At 63.1% G+C, this 16,121-nt stretch carries 17 protein-coding genes and 1 tRNA gene; 11 read left to right on the top strand and 7 right to left on the bottom strand.

From position 1 onward, the window contains the following. Positions 1 to 5: 5 nt before the first annotated feature. From AB0N72_RS15440 to AB0N72_RS15425, 4 genes are all read right to left on the bottom strand, one after another. Positions 6 to 1,031, bottom strand: coding sequence for an ATP-dependent 6-phosphofructokinase (locus AB0N72_RS15440; protein WP_363933274.1), 1,026 nt, complete (start codon positions 1,029 to 1,031; stop codon positions 6 to 8). 191 nt (positions 1,032 to 1,222) lie between these two features. After that, positions 1,223 to 1,471 carry a PspC domain-containing protein gene (locus AB0N72_RS15435; protein WP_363933275.1) on the bottom strand — a complete coding sequence of 83 codons (249 nt, stop codon included), beginning with the start codon at positions 1,469 to 1,471 and terminating at the stop codon, positions 1,223 to 1,225. 49 nt (positions 1,472 to 1,520) lie between these two features. Further along, on the bottom strand, positions 1,521 to 1,895 hold the full coding sequence (locus tag AB0N72_RS15430) for a hypothetical protein (RefSeq protein ID WP_363933277.1): 375 nt from the start codon (positions 1,893 to 1,895) through the stop codon (positions 1,521 to 1,523). A gap of 1 nt (position 1,896) precedes the next feature. Further along, positions 1,897 to 3,456 (bottom strand): PspC domain-containing protein, encoded by a 1,560-nt coding sequence (locus AB0N72_RS15425; RefSeq protein WP_363933278.1) that lies wholly within the window; start codon positions 3,454 to 3,456, stop codon positions 1,897 to 1,899. A gap of 125 nt (positions 3,457 to 3,581) precedes the next feature. Here AB0N72_RS15425 and AB0N72_RS15420 point away from each other — a divergent pair, with 125 nt between their 5' ends. Together AB0N72_RS15420 and AB0N72_RS15415 are read left to right on the top strand one after the other, a co-directional pair. Then, a complete protein-coding gene (locus tag AB0N72_RS15420) occupies positions 3,582 to 5,099 on the top strand; it encodes a PspC domain-containing protein (RefSeq protein WP_363933280.1) in 1,518 nt (505 codons plus the stop codon). Continuing rightward, a complete protein-coding gene (locus AB0N72_RS15415; RefSeq protein ID WP_363933281.1) occupies positions 5,096 to 5,770 on the top strand; it encodes a response regulator transcription factor in 675 nt (224 codons plus the stop codon). Before AB0N72_RS15420 ends, AB0N72_RS15415 begins: the two co-directional genes overlap by 4 nt. A gap of 250 nt (positions 5,771 to 6,020) precedes the next feature. Here the strand turns inward: AB0N72_RS15415 and AB0N72_RS15410 are convergent, their stop codons facing one another. Then, positions 6,021 to 7,250, bottom strand: coding sequence for a pyridoxal phosphate-dependent aminotransferase (locus AB0N72_RS15410; protein WP_363933283.1), 1,230 nt, complete (start codon positions 7,248 to 7,250; stop codon positions 6,021 to 6,023). Between the two features lie 254 nt (positions 7,251 to 7,504). Here AB0N72_RS15410 and AB0N72_RS15405 point away from each other — a divergent pair. From AB0N72_RS15405 to rplL, 9 genes are all read left to right on the top strand, one after another. Continuing rightward, positions 7,505 to 7,577: transfer RNA gene (locus AB0N72_RS15405), tRNA-Trp, on the top strand. An 80-nt stretch (positions 7,578 to 7,657) separates the two neighbouring features. After that, positions 7,658 to 7,939 (top strand): preprotein translocase subunit SecE, encoded by a 282-nt coding sequence (gene secE, locus AB0N72_RS15400; RefSeq protein ID WP_144659401.1) that lies wholly within the window; start codon positions 7,658 to 7,660, stop codon positions 7,937 to 7,939. A gap of 114 nt (positions 7,940 to 8,053) precedes the next feature. Beyond that, on the top strand, positions 8,054 to 8,911 hold the full coding sequence (gene nusG, locus AB0N72_RS15395) for a transcription termination/antitermination protein NusG (protein WP_363933285.1): 858 nt from the start codon (positions 8,054 to 8,056) through the stop codon (positions 8,909 to 8,911). A 130-nt stretch (positions 8,912 to 9,041) separates the two neighbouring features. Continuing rightward, on the top strand, positions 9,042 to 9,473 hold the full coding sequence (gene rplK / locus AB0N72_RS15390) for a 50S ribosomal protein L11 (protein WP_011775609.1): 432 nt from the start codon (positions 9,042 to 9,044) through the stop codon (positions 9,471 to 9,473). Between the two features lie 147 nt (positions 9,474 to 9,620). Beyond that, positions 9,621 to 10,328: a 50S ribosomal protein L1 gene (gene rplA, locus AB0N72_RS15385; RefSeq protein ID WP_363933287.1), complete on the top strand. Its 708-nt coding sequence runs from the start codon at positions 9,621 to 9,623 to the stop codon at positions 10,326 to 10,328. Between the two features lie 151 nt (positions 10,329 to 10,479). Then, positions 10,480 to 11,592, top strand: a complete 1,113-nt coding sequence (locus tag AB0N72_RS15380) for a GNAT family N-acetyltransferase (protein ID WP_363933289.1) — start codon at positions 10,480 to 10,482, stop codon at positions 11,590 to 11,592. Further along, the gene (locus AB0N72_RS15375) at positions 11,589 to 12,740 is read left to right on the top strand and encodes a GNAT family N-acetyltransferase (protein WP_363933291.1); all 1,152 of its coding nucleotides are present in this window, start codon (positions 11,589 to 11,591) and stop codon (positions 12,738 to 12,740) included. Before AB0N72_RS15380 ends, AB0N72_RS15375 begins: the two co-directional genes overlap by 4 nt. Positions 12,741 to 13,039: 299 nt before the next feature. Beyond that, the gene (gene rplJ / locus AB0N72_RS15370) at positions 13,040 to 13,636 is read left to right on the top strand and encodes a 50S ribosomal protein L10 (RefSeq protein ID WP_363933292.1); all 597 of its coding nucleotides are present in this window, start codon (positions 13,040 to 13,042) and stop codon (positions 13,634 to 13,636) included. Between the two features lie 76 nt (positions 13,637 to 13,712). Further along, positions 13,713 to 14,090 carry a 50S ribosomal protein L7/L12 gene (gene rplL / locus AB0N72_RS15365; RefSeq protein ID WP_144659408.1) on the top strand — a complete coding sequence of 126 codons (378 nt, stop codon included), beginning with the start codon at positions 13,713 to 13,715 and terminating at the stop codon, positions 14,088 to 14,090. A 118-nt stretch (positions 14,091 to 14,208) separates the two neighbouring features. Here rplL and AB0N72_RS15360 read toward each other — a convergent pair whose 3' ends face one another. Both AB0N72_RS15360 and AB0N72_RS15355 read right to left on the bottom strand, forming a co-directional pair. Further along, complete coding sequence (locus AB0N72_RS15360) at positions 14,209 to 14,679, bottom strand: YbaK/EbsC family protein (protein ID WP_363933294.1); 471 nt, start codon at positions 14,677 to 14,679, stop codon at positions 14,209 to 14,211. A gap of 11 nt (positions 14,680 to 14,690) precedes the next feature. After that, on the bottom strand, positions 14,691 to 15,890 hold the full coding sequence (locus AB0N72_RS15355) for an acetyl-CoA C-acetyltransferase (RefSeq protein ID WP_363933296.1): 1,200 nt from the start codon (positions 15,888 to 15,890) through the stop codon (positions 14,691 to 14,693). Positions 15,891 to 16,121 lie beyond the last annotated feature (231 nt).

The following is a 16,121-nucleotide window of genomic DNA, read 5'->3' as shown; positions in this document are numbered from 1 at the left end:
GCCGACTAACCGAACAACACACTCGCTTCGTCGTAACGGTGCTGCGGCACGGTCTTCAGCTTGCCCAGGGCTTCTTCGAAGCCAACGTGGGAGATGTCGGTGCCTTTCAGGGCCACCATGGTGCCCCAGCGTCCTTCAACCACGGAATCGATGGCGGCCATGCCAAGACGGGTGGCCAGGACACGGTCGTAGGCGGTCGGAACGCCGCCGCGTTGGATGTGTCCAAGAATCGTGGCACGGGTTTCGATGCCGGTGCGGGCCTCGATCTCGGGGGCCAACTGGTCGGCGATGCCTCCCAGGCGGGGCCGCCCGAAAGTATCCAGACCGCGTTCGGAGTGCGGGGATTCCATGTGGTCCGGGACAAAGCCCTCAGCAACAACCACCAGCGGTGCGCGACCACGATCGTGGGCCTCCTGCACCCACTCGGTGATCTGTTCGATGCTTGCCTTCTGCTCGGGGATCAGGATGGCGTGGGCGCCCGCGGCCATGCCTGCGTGGAGGGCAATCCAGCCGACGTGGCGTCCCATGACCTCGGCGATCATGCAACGGTGGTGGGATTCGCCGGTGGTGCGGAGGCGGTCAATGGCCTCGGTGGCGATTTGGACTGCCGTGTCAAAGCCGAAGGTGTAGTCAGTGGCATCGAGGTCGTTGTCCACGGTCTTGGGGACGCCAACGATTTTCAGGCCTGCATCCGTGAGGCGCTTGGCCGCAGCCAAAGTTCCCTCACCACCGATGGCGATGATCGCGTCGATGCCGAGGCGTTCCATGTGGGCCTTGATGACATCCGGGCCGCCGCCGTTTTCGAACGGATTGGTGCGGGACGTACCGAGGATGGTGCCGCCCTGCTTGGCGATGCCGCGGACCATGGTGCGGGGGATGTCGATGATGTCGCCTTCGACCACGCCGCGCCATCCGTCACGGAAACCCACGAATTCCTGGCCGTGGATGGCGATGCCTTTGAGGACAGATCCCCGGATCACTGCGTTGAGTCCGGGGCAGTCGCCACCGCTGGTAAGAATGCCAATTTTCATGTTTGCTCACTCATGGCTTGGAGGAATACGTGCAAGAGCGCCACGCTGAGCTCCCCATGATTGTAGACGGGCATGTGGGGTGCGACACAAACGGTTACTTTTGGACCCGTCTGTGCGCTAGTGGAAATGTGGCTGAAATCAACGAAAAGCGCCCCGCCAACGGGCGGAGCGCTTCCTGTTGGTCCAAATGGTTACCGGGACCGCTGGCTGATGAATGATTCGAGGGCGATCTTGTTGTTCTGGTCCGGCAGGATGAGCCAGCCCAGGATGTACACCACCACTGCGGGCCCGGGAAGCAGGCAGAACAGCAGGAATGCCACCCGGACGTAGGCCACGTCCACCCGGAGCTTCGCGGCGATTCCTCCGCAGACGCCTCCCAGCCAGCGTTGCGGTCCGCGCTTCAGGCCGAGGCCCCTGACGATGCTGAAGAACTTGTCCATGGCTACACCCTTCCCTGTTGTGGTTGCTTTGTCACGTGGATTGCATGGTTCACGGCGTGGGGTTCTTTGATTTCGCCGAACCTTTGCGGGCTGCGAGCAGTCCGCCCACCACCAGGGCCGCACCGGCTCCGATCATCAGGCCTATCAGCACATACGTGCCGTTCAACGTCACCCAGCCAAGGGTTGAGATGACGATCAAGACTGCCAGTGCAATCACGATCAGCCCCCACACCACCGTTCCGATGCGGGCCTGCCGTGGTTCGTCCTCTGCTGCCTTTTCCACCCGGAAGCTTGGCTCCAGGGGCGGCGTGAGGGGGATTTGCTGGAGCCGGGGCTTCGGCAACGCTTCGGTGGGGCGGGTTCCCTTTGGCAAAGGCTCCGTGTGCTGGGACTCGGGCAAGTTGCCTGGCTCGTTCGTGCTCATGTCAGTTTCCTTCCTTGATGGTCACGTTGCTGAAGGTGCCGTCGATTTGCACTACGAGGTTGGCCCCGGGTTTTCCTGTGTTGTAGAGGGTCCGGTCGTCCTGCAGGCGGCCTCCGCGGTCGGCTCCACGTTCGTTCAAGTTGCCGAAGGTCATGTCCGCCCTGACTTCCACGGGAACGTCATTGGGGATGATGACCGTGACGTTGCTTGCGGTGGCATCCACGGGGACCAGGACCTCGGAGATCAGCGGCGGCGTCAAGGCGACATCGCTCAGGTCCACAGTGCCCTTGGCCCCGGTTACGTCAATGCCCTGCCGTGCCTGCTCCAAACTTGTGGGAGCCCAATTGACGTCGTGGAACGTCCAGCGGTCACCGTTGCGTGGAACCACATTGAAGATTCCCCCGATCACCAGGGCAACGATCGCCAGGAACCCGAGGAACCCGGACGTCCTTCCCCGGAGCCCTGCAATGAGGATGCCCAGGCCCAGCACTGCAGCGGCCGTAGCCCACACCACGGCGTTGGCGGTGTTTCCCAGATCAATGACGTGTCCGGCGTCGAGTGCTTTGAGGGTGCCGCCGGCCAGCAGGGCTGCACCAGCTGTGACTGCCACAATCGCGGCCCCCGGCCCCTTGCGCTTGGGCCCAGCCGGTTTCGGATTCCAGTCCTGCGGGGGAGTGGGACCGTATGGCGGACGCGGCCCGGAGGGCTCGGATGGACGCGGGGAGTTGAAAGGACCTGTTGGGGGCACCGGCCCTGAGCCGTATCCGCCGGATCCGTAGCCGGCGCCTGGCTTGGTGCCTGCCGGCATGCCGGCGCCGTAGACGGGGACACCTGTGTTGGTCCCTGTGGCCGGGTAGGAGGTCGGGGCGCCATAGGCGGCGGTCGGTGTCGGAGTGGTCCCGTAGTTGTGGGCTCCCATGGGAGCTTTCGGGGCCTTGTTCCGCTGCACCAGGAAGTAGATGAGGTAGATGACCCCACCCATCCAGAACAGCGTCCAGAACAAGCCCGGAAGACCGTTCCAACCCCATCCCCAGAAGCCGCGGCCAAGGCTTGGAAGGCCGATGATGGCAGTGATGAGCGCACCGGTCATTCCTCCGGACCAGCGCCCCGCCGCTGCCTCCTGCACGTGGATCCGGCCGTCCGGTTCCGGCAGGAGCGCCCAGGCGATGCCGTACAGCAGAACCCCGACGCCGGCGAAGAGCGCAAGGACAATGAAGATGCCGCGCACGATCAACGGATCGATGCCGAACCGGTGCGCAATCCCACTGGCCACTCCGCCTATCCAGCGGTCAGGCCCGCGGCGGATGCCTTGGTTGCGGATCCAGTCAAAGAAGTTCTGTTGCGAAGCTGCGGGGGCATCGCCCGATGGCACATAGGTACCGGCGGCCGGGCCACTCCCGGCTCCGCCACTGCCGGCAGACGCGCCGGAAGCGGACTGGTCCGAGGCCCCGGAAGGGGAGTCGGGGCCACCGGTGGAAGCGCCATTGGCGGCGCTGGAGCCGGACGTGCCGGCGGTGCCAGGCGTTCCGGGTTCCTCTGGGTTCATGCTGTTCGCGTTCATACTTAGATCCTGCCGTCCGGGCACGCCCGCCCTCTACTGGGGGATACCCTGAATGATCCCTGAGAGGCCCCCTGACCCTGCCGGAATCCGGTCCGGGGAACCCTGATCCGTGCTTGGATTGGTACATGACAACCGCCGTTGAACGCCCCCCGCTGGTCCGCAGCAGCGACCGCATGATCGCGGGCGTCTGCAGCGGGCTGGCCGATCACCTGGGGTGGCCGGTCAAGTTTGTGCGGCTTGGCATGGTCCTGGCCTGCTTTGCCGGTGGTGCCGGCGTGGCCTTCTACGCGTGGCTGTGGACCATGGTTCCCACCGCGGATGAGAACGCCAAGCGCAATGCCCGCCGACCGGCGTCGCCCATTGCTCCAGCCGTGAGCCTGCCGCCGGTGCCCGCCACCGGCGTCGGCCCGGCCCGGCCGCAGCAAACGTACGACGCCGGGCCCGGACCGGCGTCGCGAACCGAACCGGCGGCGCACAGCGGCTCCGCGGCTGGCGGCCCCGCTGGCACCGGAACAGGCGCTGACGCCGGGCGCTCTTTCAATGCTGCGAACGCCGATGCCTGGTGGGGTGGCAACGCGCTGGGATCCTGGTTCTCGTTCCGCAAGATCCAATACGGCAAGGAGATCCTGCTGGGCGCGGCTTTGCTCCTGGTGGCCGCCATTCTGGTCGCGCGCCAATTTGGTGTTGACGTACCGTTGGGGACCCTCATTCCCGCCGCGGCGATCCTCGGGGGAGCGGCGATCGCCTGGATGCAGCTCGACGAAACCCGCAGGGCCGGTTTGGTGGACAAGACGAAGGCCGACCAAGCCGGTGGGTGGGTCCGGTTGGCGGCTGGGTTGGCGCTGGTGGTGGCCGGCGTCCTGGTGATGGTGTCAGGTTCGGGATCGTGGGAACAGACATGGCTTGCCCTGCTGGCCTCTGTAGCTGTCCTTGGCGGTGTTGCCCTTGTGCTGCTGCCTTGGGGGTTGAAGTTCTGGAAAGACCTGGAGACGGAGCGGGCCGGGCGCGTCCGGGAAACCGAGCGCGCCGAAATTGCGGCCCATTTGCACGACTCTGTGCTCCAGACGCTGGCACTTATCCAGCGCAGGGCAGGCTCTGAGCAGGACGTGGTCCGCCTGGCACGGGCCCAGGAGCGCGAACTCCGGACCTGGCTCTTCAGTGATCCGGCCAAGGAGTCAGGTCTTTTGGCAGAACGGATCAAAGCTGTGGCAGCAGAGGTGGAGGACGCCCACGGCCATCCCGTGGAAGTTGTCGCCGTAGGTGATTCGGATATGTCGGACAGGCACGAAGCCTTGGTCCAGGCAGCAAGGGAAGCCATGCTCAATGCGGCCCGGCACGCCGGCGGCACGGTTTCGGTGTACATGGAGAGCACTGACGCCGGCACCGAGATCTTCATCAAGGACCGCGGGCCCGGCTTTGATCCCGGCGCAGTCCCCGATGACAGGCTGGGCGTCAAGGAATCGATCATCGGTCGCATGAAGAGGCATGGCGGCACCGCGGTCATCAACAGCAGTGGTGACGGAACTGAAGTGCGGTTGGGTCTTCCGGCGGCAAATCCGGACCCTGGCGAAGCCCGGAATGTAGAAGCCCGGAACAGTGAAACCCGGAACAGTGAAGCCCGGAATGGAGAAACGAAGCAATGACAATCAATCCCGACGGTGGCACTGTGCGCAAAGTGCGGGTGGTGATCGTGGATGACCACACCATTTTCCGCTCCGGTTTGAAGGCCGACCTCGACGCCCGCATGGACGTGGTGGGCGAGGCCGGAACGGTGGAGCAGGCCATCGCGGTCATCGCCGAAACCCGCCCGGAAGTAGTGCTGCTGGATGTTCACCTTCCCGGTGGGCTGGGCGGTGGTGGCCGGGAAGTCATCGCAGGATCTGCTGCGTTGCTGGGGAGCACGAGCTTCCTGGCCTTGAGTGTTTCGGACGCCGCCGAGGACGTGGTGTCAGTGATCCGGGCCGGAGCCCGCGGCTACGTCACCAAAACCATTTCCGGTAAGGAAATTTCCGATGCCGTCATCCGGGTAGCCGACGGCGATGCGGTTTTTTCGCCCCGGCTCGCGGGATTCGTGCTGGATGCCTTCGGCACGGCTCCTGCCGACATCGCGGATGATGAACTGGACAAGCTCTCGGCCCGGGAACTCGAAGTCATGCGGCTCATTGCGCGCGGCTACAGCTACAAGGAAGTGGCCAAGGAGCTCTTCATTTCCATCAAGACGGTGGAAACCCACGTCTCCGCCGTGCTGCGGAAACTCCAGCTTTCCAGTCGGCATGAACTGACCAAGTGGGCCGCCGAGCGCCGCCTCCTCTAACCCTCCCTCACGTTCCGGGTGCTTGGGCCGGACGCTCGGTCACGTTCCGGGTGCTTGGGCCGGACGCTCGCTCACGTCCCAGGCCCGCCATGAACTGTCGACGGCGGTACGCGGCTAACGTGGGTGCGCCCCGGGTTCGGCTTCCCGCTCCGGATAACAAATCAGCCCCCAGGCAACCTGTTCGGTTGCCTGGGGGCTGATCCCGATCCAAAGAAGGTCAGGAAGCGACATCCCGCTTCTCAAGAAGCAGCTATTTGGCCTTGCCCAGGAATTCCTGGATGCGGCGGACACCCTCGGCGAGGTCGTCGTCGCCCAGTGCATAAGAAAGCCGAACGTAGCCGGAGGGGCCGAACGCCTCACCCGGGACAATGGCGACCTCAACCTCGTCGAGGATGAGCGTGGCGAGTTCAGCGGAAGTCTCCGGGCGGACCGGGCCGTTCGAGGTCTCGAATTCCTTGCCCAGCAGGCCACGGACGTCGGCGTATACGTAGAAGGCGCCGGTCGGCGTCGGGCATTCAACGCCGTCAATCGCGTTAAGCCCGGCGACGATCGCCTTGCGGCGGCGGTCGAAGGCTACCTTCATCTCGTCGACGGCGGTCAGCGGACCGGTGAGGGCAGCGGCGGCCGCGACCTGCATGATGTTGGAGACGTTGGACGTGGCGTGGGACTGCAGGTTGGTTGCGGCCTTGATGACGTCAGTGGGGCCGATCATCCAACCCACGCGCCAACCGGTCATTGCGTAGGTCTTGGCAACGCCGTTGAGGATGACTACTTTGTCGCCAAGTTCAGGAGCGGCAGTGGCAATGGACGTGAACTCGACGTCGTCGTAGGTGAGGTGTTCGTAGATTTCATCGGTGACAACCCACAGGCCCTTGGACGCGGCCCACTTGCCGATCTCCGCCACCTGCTCCGGGCTGTAGACGGCGCCGGTGGGGTTCGAGGGGGACACGAACAACAGGATCTTGGTCTTGTCGGTGACAGCGGCTTCGAGCTGCTCCACGGTGACCAGGTAGCCCTGCTCCGGACCGGCGAAAACCTCAACCGGCACGCCGCCGGCGAGCCGGATGGCCTCCGGGTAAGTGGTCCAGAACGGGGTGGGGATGATGACCTCGTCGCCGGGATCCACCAACGTGGCGAAGGTGTTGTACACGGCCTGCTTGCCGCCGTTGGTCACCAGCACCTGGGCAGGATCAACCTTGTAACCCGAGTCCCGGAGGGTCTTGTCCGCAATGGCTTTCTTGAGTTCAGGTAAGCCGCCCGCAGGGGAATAGCGGTGGTACTTCGGCTGGCTGGCTGCCTCGATTGCTGCCTGGACGATGTAGTCGGGGGTGGGGAAATCGGGTTCGCCTGCACCGAAACCAATCACGGGACGACCCGCGGCCTTCAGTGCCTTGGCCTTGGCATCAACGGCAAGGGTGGCGGACTCGGCAATGGCGGAAATTCGCTGTGAAATGCGGGCGGTAGTTGTTCCGGCAGACATCTATGTACCGTTCTTCGCAGGCAGCTCGTGGGCTGGATGATGGGATTCGACGTAAACTACCTTATGCTGTTCTGCGGAGCTCCCGCGTGCCCTTCCGGGTTTGTGACTGATAATGCTGGTCACAGCCCATTCAGGGGACTGGGAGGCCCGAAACAGGCCGGTTCGACTATCGTGAAATTCTTGCGTAGACTGGTTCACCGGTGTTGAAAAGCATCACAGGCTGAAGTGCGGCCTGAAACATGGATTCGATCCATAGGGTAGTGGCGCAATTGGTAGCGCAGCGGTCTCCAAAACCGCAGGTTGCAGGTTCGAGTCCTGTCTGCCCTGCGCAAGCTGTTCCGGCGGAAACGCCGGGACACGCGCAGCAACCATGGCTCTGATCAGAGTCGGGTCAACGACTTTGCAAGGTGAGTGAGGACCAGGTGACCGAAACAGCTGCCAGCAGCTCGAAGGGCCGTCCCGCCAAGAAAGCCGAACGCGGCTTCTTCGCCCGTATTGCACTCTTCGTACGCCAGATCATTGGCGAACTGAAGAAGGTCGTTGCCCCCACCCGCAAGGAACTGATCAACTACACGCTCGTGGTGCTGGTGTTCGTGGTCATCATGATGGTCATTGTCACCCTGCTGGACCTCGCCTTCGGCACGGGAGTCAGCTGGGTCTTCGGTGGGTCAGGCGCCACGGACCGCTAAGCGGATCTGTCCGTAAACTGCGTGGGATTCCTCAGTACGCCAGGAATTTTGCGGGGTTTGCGGAATTGAGCCATTTAAATAGGCATGTTAGGCAATGAGGAAGCAGGAGACCAAGTGTCTGAGCAGGAGCTCGAGGTAAACGAGACTGAGCTGGAAGAAACTGAGGGCGCTGCAGCTGAGGCTGCGGAAGAGTCCGAGGTCGATTCTGCTGCGCCCGAATCTGCCGACGTCGACGCCGACGATTCCGAAGAGGACTTCGAAGCCGACGTTGACGAAGAGTCCGACGACGCGTCCGGTGAGTCCGCCGACGTCGACTCCGAGGAAGAGTCCGACGGCGACCAGCTGGCTGCCGCTGCTGCTGCAGCACCCGCTGACCCGGCCGAAGAGTTCAAGGCCAAGCTGCGCCGCCAGGAAGGTGACTGGTACGTCATCCACTCCTACGCAGGTTACGAAAACCGCGTAAAGGCCAACCTTGAGACCCGCATCCAGACCCTGGACATGGAAGATTACATCTTCGAGATCCAGGTGCCCATGGAAGAGGTCGTCGAGATCAAGAACGCGCAGCGCAAGGTCATCAACCGCGTTCGCATTCCCGGTTACGTCCTGGTCCGCATGGACCTGACCGACGCCTCCTGGGGCGCCGTTCGCCACACCCCCGGTGTTACCGGCTTCGTGGGCAACGCCCACAACCCGGTCCCGCTCCGCCTTGACGAGGTCTTCTCCATGCTCGCCCCGGTCTTCGAAGAAGAGCAGGCAGAGCAGGGCAAGCCGGTCAACAAGCAGAACCAGGCTCCCGTGGCCGTCGACTTCGAGGTCGGCGAGTCGGTCATCGTCAAGGAAGGTCCGTTCGAGACCCTCCCGGCAACGATTTCCGAAATCAAGCCCGAGTCCCAGACCCTCGTGGTGCTGGTCTCGATCTTCGAGCGCGAAACTCCGGTGACGCTCGCTTTCAACCAGGTCACCAAGATCTAGTTGATTCCAAAATTTCGCTCCGGTGCTGCCTGCTTAGCAGTCCGGGAGCGGCCGGCCGCCTCGCCATGGCGGCCAACAACCTGGGACGCGCTCCTGTGCCCCAGGAAGCTATTGAGAGAAGGACCCTACATTGGCTCCCAAGAAGAAGGTCACCGGCCTCATCAAGCTGCAGATCCAGGCAGGTGCCGCTAACCCGGCTCCGCCGATCGGTCCTGCACTTGGCCAGCACGGTGTCAACATCATGGAATTCTGCAAGGCGTACAACGCTGCAACGGAATCCCAGCGCGGAAACGTTATCCCGGTTGAAATCACGGTCTACGAAGACCGTTCCTTCACCTTCATCACCAAGACCCCGCCGGCTGCAGAGCTCATCAAGAAGGCTGCAGGCGTCGCCAAGGGTTCGGCTACCCCGCACACCGTCAAGGTTGCCAAGCTGACCCAGGCACAGGTCGAGGAAATTGCTTCCACCAAGATGGAAGACCTGAACGCCAACGACATCAAGGCTGCTGCCCTGATCATCGCCGGCACCGCCCGCTCCATGGGCATCACGGTCGAAGGCTAGAACCCTCGAAGGCCAATCGCGGCCTTCACCCGCCGGGCAACCGGCATCTGAAACATTAAAATGTCGCAGGATCCTTGCCGGATCCACGACTTGTGGCAGGGCCCAGCGCGGTCCGCAGACCACAACTGCACAAGGAGAAACAGCAGCATGGCAAAGCGCAGCAAAGCATATGAGGCAGCCGTAGCCAAGATCGAGGCAGACAAGGTCTACGCCCCGTTCGAGGCCATCAACCTCGCGAAGGACACCAACCCTTCCAAGTTCGACGCAACCGTTGAGGTCGCATTCCGCCTGGGCGTTGACCCGCGTAAGGCTGACCAGATGGTTCGTGGCACCGTCAACCTGCCCCACGGCACCGGTAAGACTGCCCGCGTCCTCGTTTTCGCAACGGGCGACAAGGCCGAAGCAGCAATCGCTGCCGGCGCCGACTTCGTTGGTTCCGATGACCTGATCGAAAAGATCGCAGCCGGCTGGACCGACTTCGACGCCGCAGTGGCAACTCCTGACCTCATGGGCAAGGTTGGCCGCCTCGGTAAGGTCCTCGGCCCGCGTAACCTCATGCCGAACCCGAAGACCGGCACGGTTACCCCGGACGTCACCAAGGCTGTCAACGACATCAAGGGCGGCAAGATCGACTTCCGCGTCGACAAGCACTCCAACCTTCACTTCATCATCGGCAAGGTGTCCTTCGACGCCCAGAAGCTGGCTGAGAACTACGCAGCTGCACTGGAAGAGGTGCTTCGCTTGAAGCCGTCCGCTTCCAAGGGCCGCTACATCCAGAAGGCTACCGTTGCCACCACGTTCGGTCCGGGCATCACCGTTGACCCGAACGTCACCAAGGTTCTCACCGACGCGTAAGCTTCGGGAGCACTTGCTCTGAAAAGGACCGTCCGGCTTTGCCGGGCGGTCCTTTTTCTTGTCTGCCGTCTTGCCTGCCTTCTTGTCGGCGGCCGCCTTTTTCATCCATCGCCCTGTTCGCGGCGGGGCGGCGGGCCGTAGGCTGTGGTGCGTGACGTCGTCGAACTCTTCCGGGACTGCCGGTCTGACCGTGGCGCGGATCCAGGTCCCCGCAAGTCCCGACGCCGCAGCCGAAGCCTCGGATTTTCAGGCCTTCCACCAGCTGAACGTAGCCCACGCGCTGGAACTGTGGGGCAACCTGGACCGTTGCGCCACCATGGCCGAAGCCGTCCTTTTCTGGCAGGGCAATGAATACGAAGAACGCCAGGTGTTCCTCGCGCGCCTTGACGGCAAGGTGGTGGGCTGCGGCACGCTCACGTTGCCCCTGAGCGAAAACACGACGACGGCGGGTGTGGACGTGCTGGTTGACGGCAACTTCCGGCGTCGCGGCTTTGGGTCGCGGATCCTGATGGTGCTTGAGGAATTGGCCACCGAACGCGGGCGGGTGTCCTTCGACGCCTACTGCGGTGAGCCGATTGCGCCCGTTGAAGCCGGCGTAGAGCTCCTCGAGGCGAAATCCGGCTCAGGCGGTGTGCCGTTGGCCGCGGCGTCCACAGGCTTCGCCCTCCATCACGGGTATTCGCTGGAACAAGTGGAAACGAACAGCACGCTCGCCTTCCCCGGGCCGGAAGCGTTGCTCGGAGAGCTTGAGGACGAGGCAATGAAGCGGGCCGCGGGTTACAGCGTCATCAGCTGGCAGGACCGTTGTCCCGACCCCCTGGTGGACGCCTTCGCCCGGCTCAAGAGCCTGATGAGCACCGAGGTTCCCATCGCGGGCATGGCCTGGGAAGGCGAGGTCTGGGACGCGGCCCGTGTCCGGAGGGAGGAGGCCACCTGGCGGGCAAGCAGCGTGGACGCCGCAGTATGCGTTGCACGCCACGACGCGACCGGCGAATTGGCGGCTTACACAGTGCTGACGCACAGGGAAGAAGCGCCGGCAGTGATCTATCAGGAGGACACCCTGGTGGCTCCAGGGCACAGGGGGCATGGCTTGGGCATGCTGGTGAAAGTCGCCAATCTGCGCCGGGCCAAGGGACTCTGGCCTGGCGCCACGTTGGTGATGACGTGGAACGCTGTTGAAAACCAGCATATGCTGGCCATAAATATCGCCCTTGGATTCAAGCCGTCCGGCTTTGAAGGCGAATGGCAGAAACGGCTGGGATGACTGTAGACGAGGCAGGTACCGTTCAGGTCGAGCAGCTGTGGGTGCCTGACACCCTGGACAGCCCGGAGGCTGCCGATTTCCTGGACGCCGTGGAAGTCGGGCGCCGGGTGCGGATGGAAACGTGGGGGAGCGACGACCTCGCCTACACGCCCTTGGAAAAGTTGCTGGAGTTCTCGGATCCCTACGAGCGCCAGATCATTCTGGTGGCCAAAGTTGACGGCGTCATCGTGGGTGTGGTGGATATTGCCCTGCCACTGGCTGACAACATGGACTTGGCCGAGTTCACTTTGGACATCCTTCCCGAGTTCCAAGGACAAGGGGTGGGGCGGCAGTTGCTTGAGGCTGCCGAAGAGCTGGCCCGGGCCGAGGGCCGCACCATGATCCTGGTGGACACCAACCACCCGGCGACTTCTTTGACGGAGGTTCCCGAGGACCAGATGATTCCCGGCAGTGGTGCCGGCTTTGTTCCCGTGAGCAGCAGGGAGGTGGACTTCGCCAGGAAGGCCGGCTACGCCCTGCAGCACATCGAGCAGTTCAGCTCCTGCATCCTGCCCCTTGACTCCCAGCTGGTTGCCGACCTCCAGCTTGAGGCAGAGGAAGCAAACGGCGGCAGGTATACCCTCCACCACTGGACCGACCGTTGCCCGGAGGCGTGGCTGGAAGCTGTGGCAGCGCTGGAAAATGCCGCCGGCGAGGTCGTTCGCGAGGACGCCGCCGAAGACGCGCCGGAGGTTGAAGCGAGCGGCATGGTCTTCGACACCGCGATCCTCAGGGAAACCGAGGACGCCGCATTGGCGCAGGGCCGACGTACGGTGGTCACCGCCGTCGAACATGTTGAAAGCGGCAAGCTGGTGGGCCTGACCACCATCAGTGTCCTTGCGCACCGTCAGGACGTGGTTTTCCAGGACGACACCTTGGTCCTGCAGGAGCACCGGGGAAACAAACTGGGGCTGCTCATCAAGGTGGCCAACATGGAAAGGCTAAGCGAGCAATTCCCCGATGCCCGCGTGATCTACACCTGGAACGCCCCTGAAAACCGCTACCTCCTGACAGTCAACAAGCAGCTGGGATTTACGACGGCGGGTGTCACCGGACTGTGGCAAAAGGAGCTTCCGGGCCGGGATGAAGGGCCGACGGTTTCCGACTAGCGCTGCTTCGATTTGGTTTGCTGAACGCTGTCCCGTAACCTTGAAGTACCAAAGACCGTCGGTTGATGGGAATCCACTCTTTCGAGCGCAGCTCAATTCTGCAGCCACGCCCCTGAGAACCAAGTGAATTCCTTGACGAAGGACCCTGAACATAGGGCGGCCGGCGCAGGTGAACGAAGCTAACTCCACGGATACATCTGTGTTGAGCCAAGCCCCGTGCATCTGCGCGGGGCGTTTTTAGTTTTAGCTCTTGTGAGTGGGGACCCGGAAGACCGGCTTTATTCCCCGGAAGGAGGGTTATGACAACGCCTAGCAAGGTTTCCGCAGTTGCGGAGATCACCAACGATTTCAAGGAATCGAACGCGGCTGTCCTGACCGAATACCGCGGGCTCACTGTTGCACAGCTCAAGGAACTGCGTGTTGCGCTCGGCCAGGACACCAAGTTCTCGGTCGTCAAGAACACCCTGAGCGCCATTGCAGCCAAGGAAGCTGGAGTTGAAGCATTCAACGATCAGCTTGCCGGCCCTACTGCAATCGCCTTCATCAAGGGTGACGCTGTTGCTGCTGCCAAGAGCCTGACGGACTTTGCCAAGGCCAACAAGCAGCTGGTTATCAAGACCGGCGTCTTCGAAGGCAAGGCATTGGACGCAGCAGGAGTTGCCGAACTGGCAGCCCTCGAGTCCCGCGAACTGCAGCTCGCACGTGTTGCTGGTGTCCTCAAGGCTCCCGCATCTGCTGCTGCACGCATCATCGACGCTCTGCGCCTCAAGCTTGAAGAAGAGGGCGGCGCACCTGCACCGGCCGCTGACGAAGCCCCGGCCGAAGAGGCTGCTGCTGAGGAAGCTCCGGCTGCTGAAGAAGCACCGGCTGCCGAAGCTGCAACCGAAGAGAACTAAGTTCTCCCCCCAAACAAACTCTGGCGCTCGGACCTGCATGGTCCGGACCTGCGCCAACTAATGGAAGGACGCCACCATGGCGAAGCTCAGCAACGAAGAGCTCATTGAAGCTTTCAAGGAACTGACCATCATCGAGCTCTCCGAGTTCGTCAAGCTCTTCGAAGAGACCTTCGAAGTTACGGCTGCTGCTGTTGCAGTTGCTGGCCCCGCTGCCGGCGGTGCCGCTGAAGCTGCTGAAGAGAAGACCGACTTCGACGTCATCCTCGAATCTGCTGGCGACAAGAAGATCGCAGTGATCAAGGAAGTTCGCGCCATCACCTCCCTCGGCCTCAAGGAAGCCAAGGACCTGGTTGACAGCGCACCGAAGGCTGTTCTCGAAGGCGCCAACAAGGAAGCCGCAGAGAAGGCAAAGGCTCAGCTCGAAGAAGCTGGCGCAACGGTTACCCTCAAGTAACTCGTCTTGCTTGGGAAGCCCCGTCCGGTTCGCCGGGCGGGGCTTCCTGCTGTTTAAGCACTCCAACCGGGTCGCAGTTGAGGTCGTTCCCAGTGCTGGAAACGACCTGAACCGCGACCTAGTTGGGTTCGCTGATGTCCGCGACTACTGCTCCGAGCGCGGCTGTCAGGGCATCTGCGTCAACGAAAGCACTGCGCCCGTGGGCTCCGGCACCCATGGAAATCCGGCGGCCTGAGATGGTGGCATCGGCGTAGACCGGCCACGGGGTGGTGCTGCCCAGGGGAGTGATGGTGCCGCGCTCGTAGCCAGTGGCCTCCAAAGCCGTCTCTGCCGGCGGCAGGGATAGTTTGTTGACGCCCACCAACGCACGCAGCTTCGGCCAGGAAATCTGGCGGTCACCGGGAATCAAAGCGAACAGGAAACTGCCATCCCGGTGCTTGACCACCAACGACTTCACGATGTCGGCCGGGCTGATCCCCAGAATGCCGGCTGCCTCTTCCAGGCTGCGCGCAGCAGGACGTTCGACGACGTCGACGTCCAGTCCGCGGGCCGCGGCGTCGGCCAGAAAGCGTTCCGCCCCTTCGGTCATTTCGCCTGCCATCAGTCGCGGTACAGAAGCAGTGCTTCGCCCTGGCCGCCGCCACCGCACAAGGAAACCGCTGCCTTGCCGGTTCCCCGGCGCTTGAGCTCATGCGCAGCGTGAAGGGCCAAACGGGCGCCGGAGGCTCCGATGGGGTGCCCGAGGGCGATGGCGCCGCCATGGACATTGCACTTCTCCAGCGGATAGCGCAGGTCCTTGAGGGACTGGACAGCCACCGAGCCGAAGGCCTCGTTGATTTCAATGAAGTCAAGGTCCTCCGCGGTCCAGCCTGCACGCTTCAGTGCCTGTGCGATCGCGTTGGATGGCTGGGAGTGCAGCGAGTTGTCCGGCCCGGCAACCTGGCCCGGTTTCCCTACCACAGCCAGGTATTCCAAGCCGTTGTCCGTGGCGAAGCGGCGACTGGTCAGCACCAGTGCGGAGGCGCCGTCGGACAATGGCGAAGAGTTGCCCGCCGTGATGGTGCCGTCCGTGGCGAACGCCGCCTTCAGGGGGGCCAGGGTTTCAATAGTGGTGTTGGGCCGCACGCCTTCGTCCGTGGAGAGTACAAGGGGGTCGCCCTTGCGCTGCTTGACGCTCACCGGAGCAATTTCGACGTCGAAAATTCCGTCTGCGATCGCGGCAGCGGCGCGCTGGTGCGAGGCCGCTGCGACTTCGTCCTGGGCCCGGCGGTCGATGCCCAGCGTGACGTTCTTGGTTTCCGTGGACAATCCCATGGACTGACCGTCGAAGGCATCCGTGAGGCCGTCATGGGCGGCGACGTCCAGGGCCTGGATGGAACCGTAGGTCCAGCCCTGACGGGAACCGGGGAGCAGGTGCGGAGCCCGCGTCATCGATTCCTGGCCACCGGCCACCACCACGGTGGCATCACCGCTGCGGATCATGCGCGCGGCATCAATGACAGCCGTGAGTCCCGAGAGGCACACCTTGTTGATGGTCACCGCCGGGATGTTCCAGCCGACGCCGGCGGCAATGGCGCTTTGGCGGGCGGGGTTCTGTCCGGCGCCTGCCTGGAGGACCTGGCCCATGATGACGGCATCCACCTGCTCGGCTTTGACGCCGCTTGCCGCCAGGGCGACGCTGATCGCGTGTGCACCAAGTTCGACGGCGGTGAATCCCGCCAATTGTCCGTTCAGCCGGCCCTGCGGGGTGCGGGAGGCGGCGAGGATGACAACGTCATTGTCGTCAGCGGAGTTGCTCATGGTCTCTCTTCCGATCCGGGAGTGGTGTAGCTAGGCTATCGCGGGGTTTGCGTCGGCCTAACCATTCAACGATCGTGGCCGGCCGGGCATTCCGCCACCCCTTCTTCCCTTCATTGGGTGCCTGCGGCAACGGTGCCCTGTTGCCTCACGTCAATAGGTCCGGGAAGTCGGCTTCGTTGCCTCATGTGAAAAGGTCCGGTTCAGGGGCTTGTTGAACCAGGTGTTGGTTTT

Source organism: Paenarthrobacter sp. NPDC089307, from assembly GCF_040685055.1.
Taxonomy (GTDB): Bacteria; Actinomycetota; Actinomycetes; order Actinomycetales; family Micrococcaceae; genus Arthrobacter.
Note: the sequence above shows the minus strand (reverse complement) of the source record. Positions and strands in the feature narration are given on the sequence as shown.

What these genes read in the sequence shown, in the direction of transcription:
- AB0N72_RS15410 (WP_363933283.1), bottom strand. Translation starts at nt 7,250, where the DNA reads ATGTCTGCCGGAACAACTACCGCCCGCATTTCACAGCGAATTTCCGCC.
- AB0N72_RS15415 (WP_363933281.1), top strand. Translation starts at nt 5,096, where the DNA reads ATGACAATCAATCCCGACGGTGGCACTGTGCGCAAAGTGCGGGTGGTG.
- AB0N72_RS15440 (WP_363933274.1), bottom strand. Translation starts at nt 1,031, where the DNA reads ATGAAAATTGGCATTCTTACCAGCGGTGGCGACTGCCCCGGACTCAAC.
- AB0N72_RS15355 (WP_363933296.1), bottom strand. Translation starts at nt 15,890, where the DNA reads ATGAGCAACTCCGCTGACGACAATGACGTTGTCATCCTCGCCGCCTCC.
- AB0N72_RS15425 (WP_363933278.1), bottom strand. Translation starts at nt 3,456, where the DNA reads ATGAACGCGAACAGCATGAACCCAGAGGAACCCGGAACGCCTGGCACC.
- AB0N72_RS15435 (WP_363933275.1), bottom strand. Translation starts at nt 1,471, where the DNA reads ATGGACAAGTTCTTCAGCATCGTCAGGGGCCTCGGCCTGAAGCGCGGA.
- rplA (WP_363933287.1), top strand. Translation starts at nt 9,621, where the DNA reads ATGGCAAAGCGCAGCAAAGCATATGAGGCAGCCGTAGCCAAGATCGAG.
- AB0N72_RS15375 (WP_363933291.1), top strand. Translation starts at nt 11,589, where the DNA reads ATGACTGTAGACGAGGCAGGTACCGTTCAGGTCGAGCAGCTGTGGGTG.
- AB0N72_RS15360 (WP_363933294.1), bottom strand. Translation starts at nt 14,679, where the DNA reads ATGACCGAAGGGGCGGAACGCTTTCTGGCCGACGCCGCGGCCCGCGGA.
- rplL (WP_144659408.1), top strand. Translation starts at nt 13,713, where the DNA reads ATGGCGAAGCTCAGCAACGAAGAGCTCATTGAAGCTTTCAAGGAACTG.
- rplJ (WP_363933292.1), top strand. Translation starts at nt 13,040, where the DNA reads ATGACAACGCCTAGCAAGGTTTCCGCAGTTGCGGAGATCACCAACGAT.
- AB0N72_RS15430 (WP_363933277.1), bottom strand. Translation starts at nt 1,895, where the DNA reads ATGAGCACGAACGAGCCAGGCAACTTGCCCGAGTCCCAGCACACGGAG.
- AB0N72_RS15420 (WP_363933280.1), top strand. Translation starts at nt 3,582, where the DNA reads ATGACAACCGCCGTTGAACGCCCCCCGCTGGTCCGCAGCAGCGACCGC.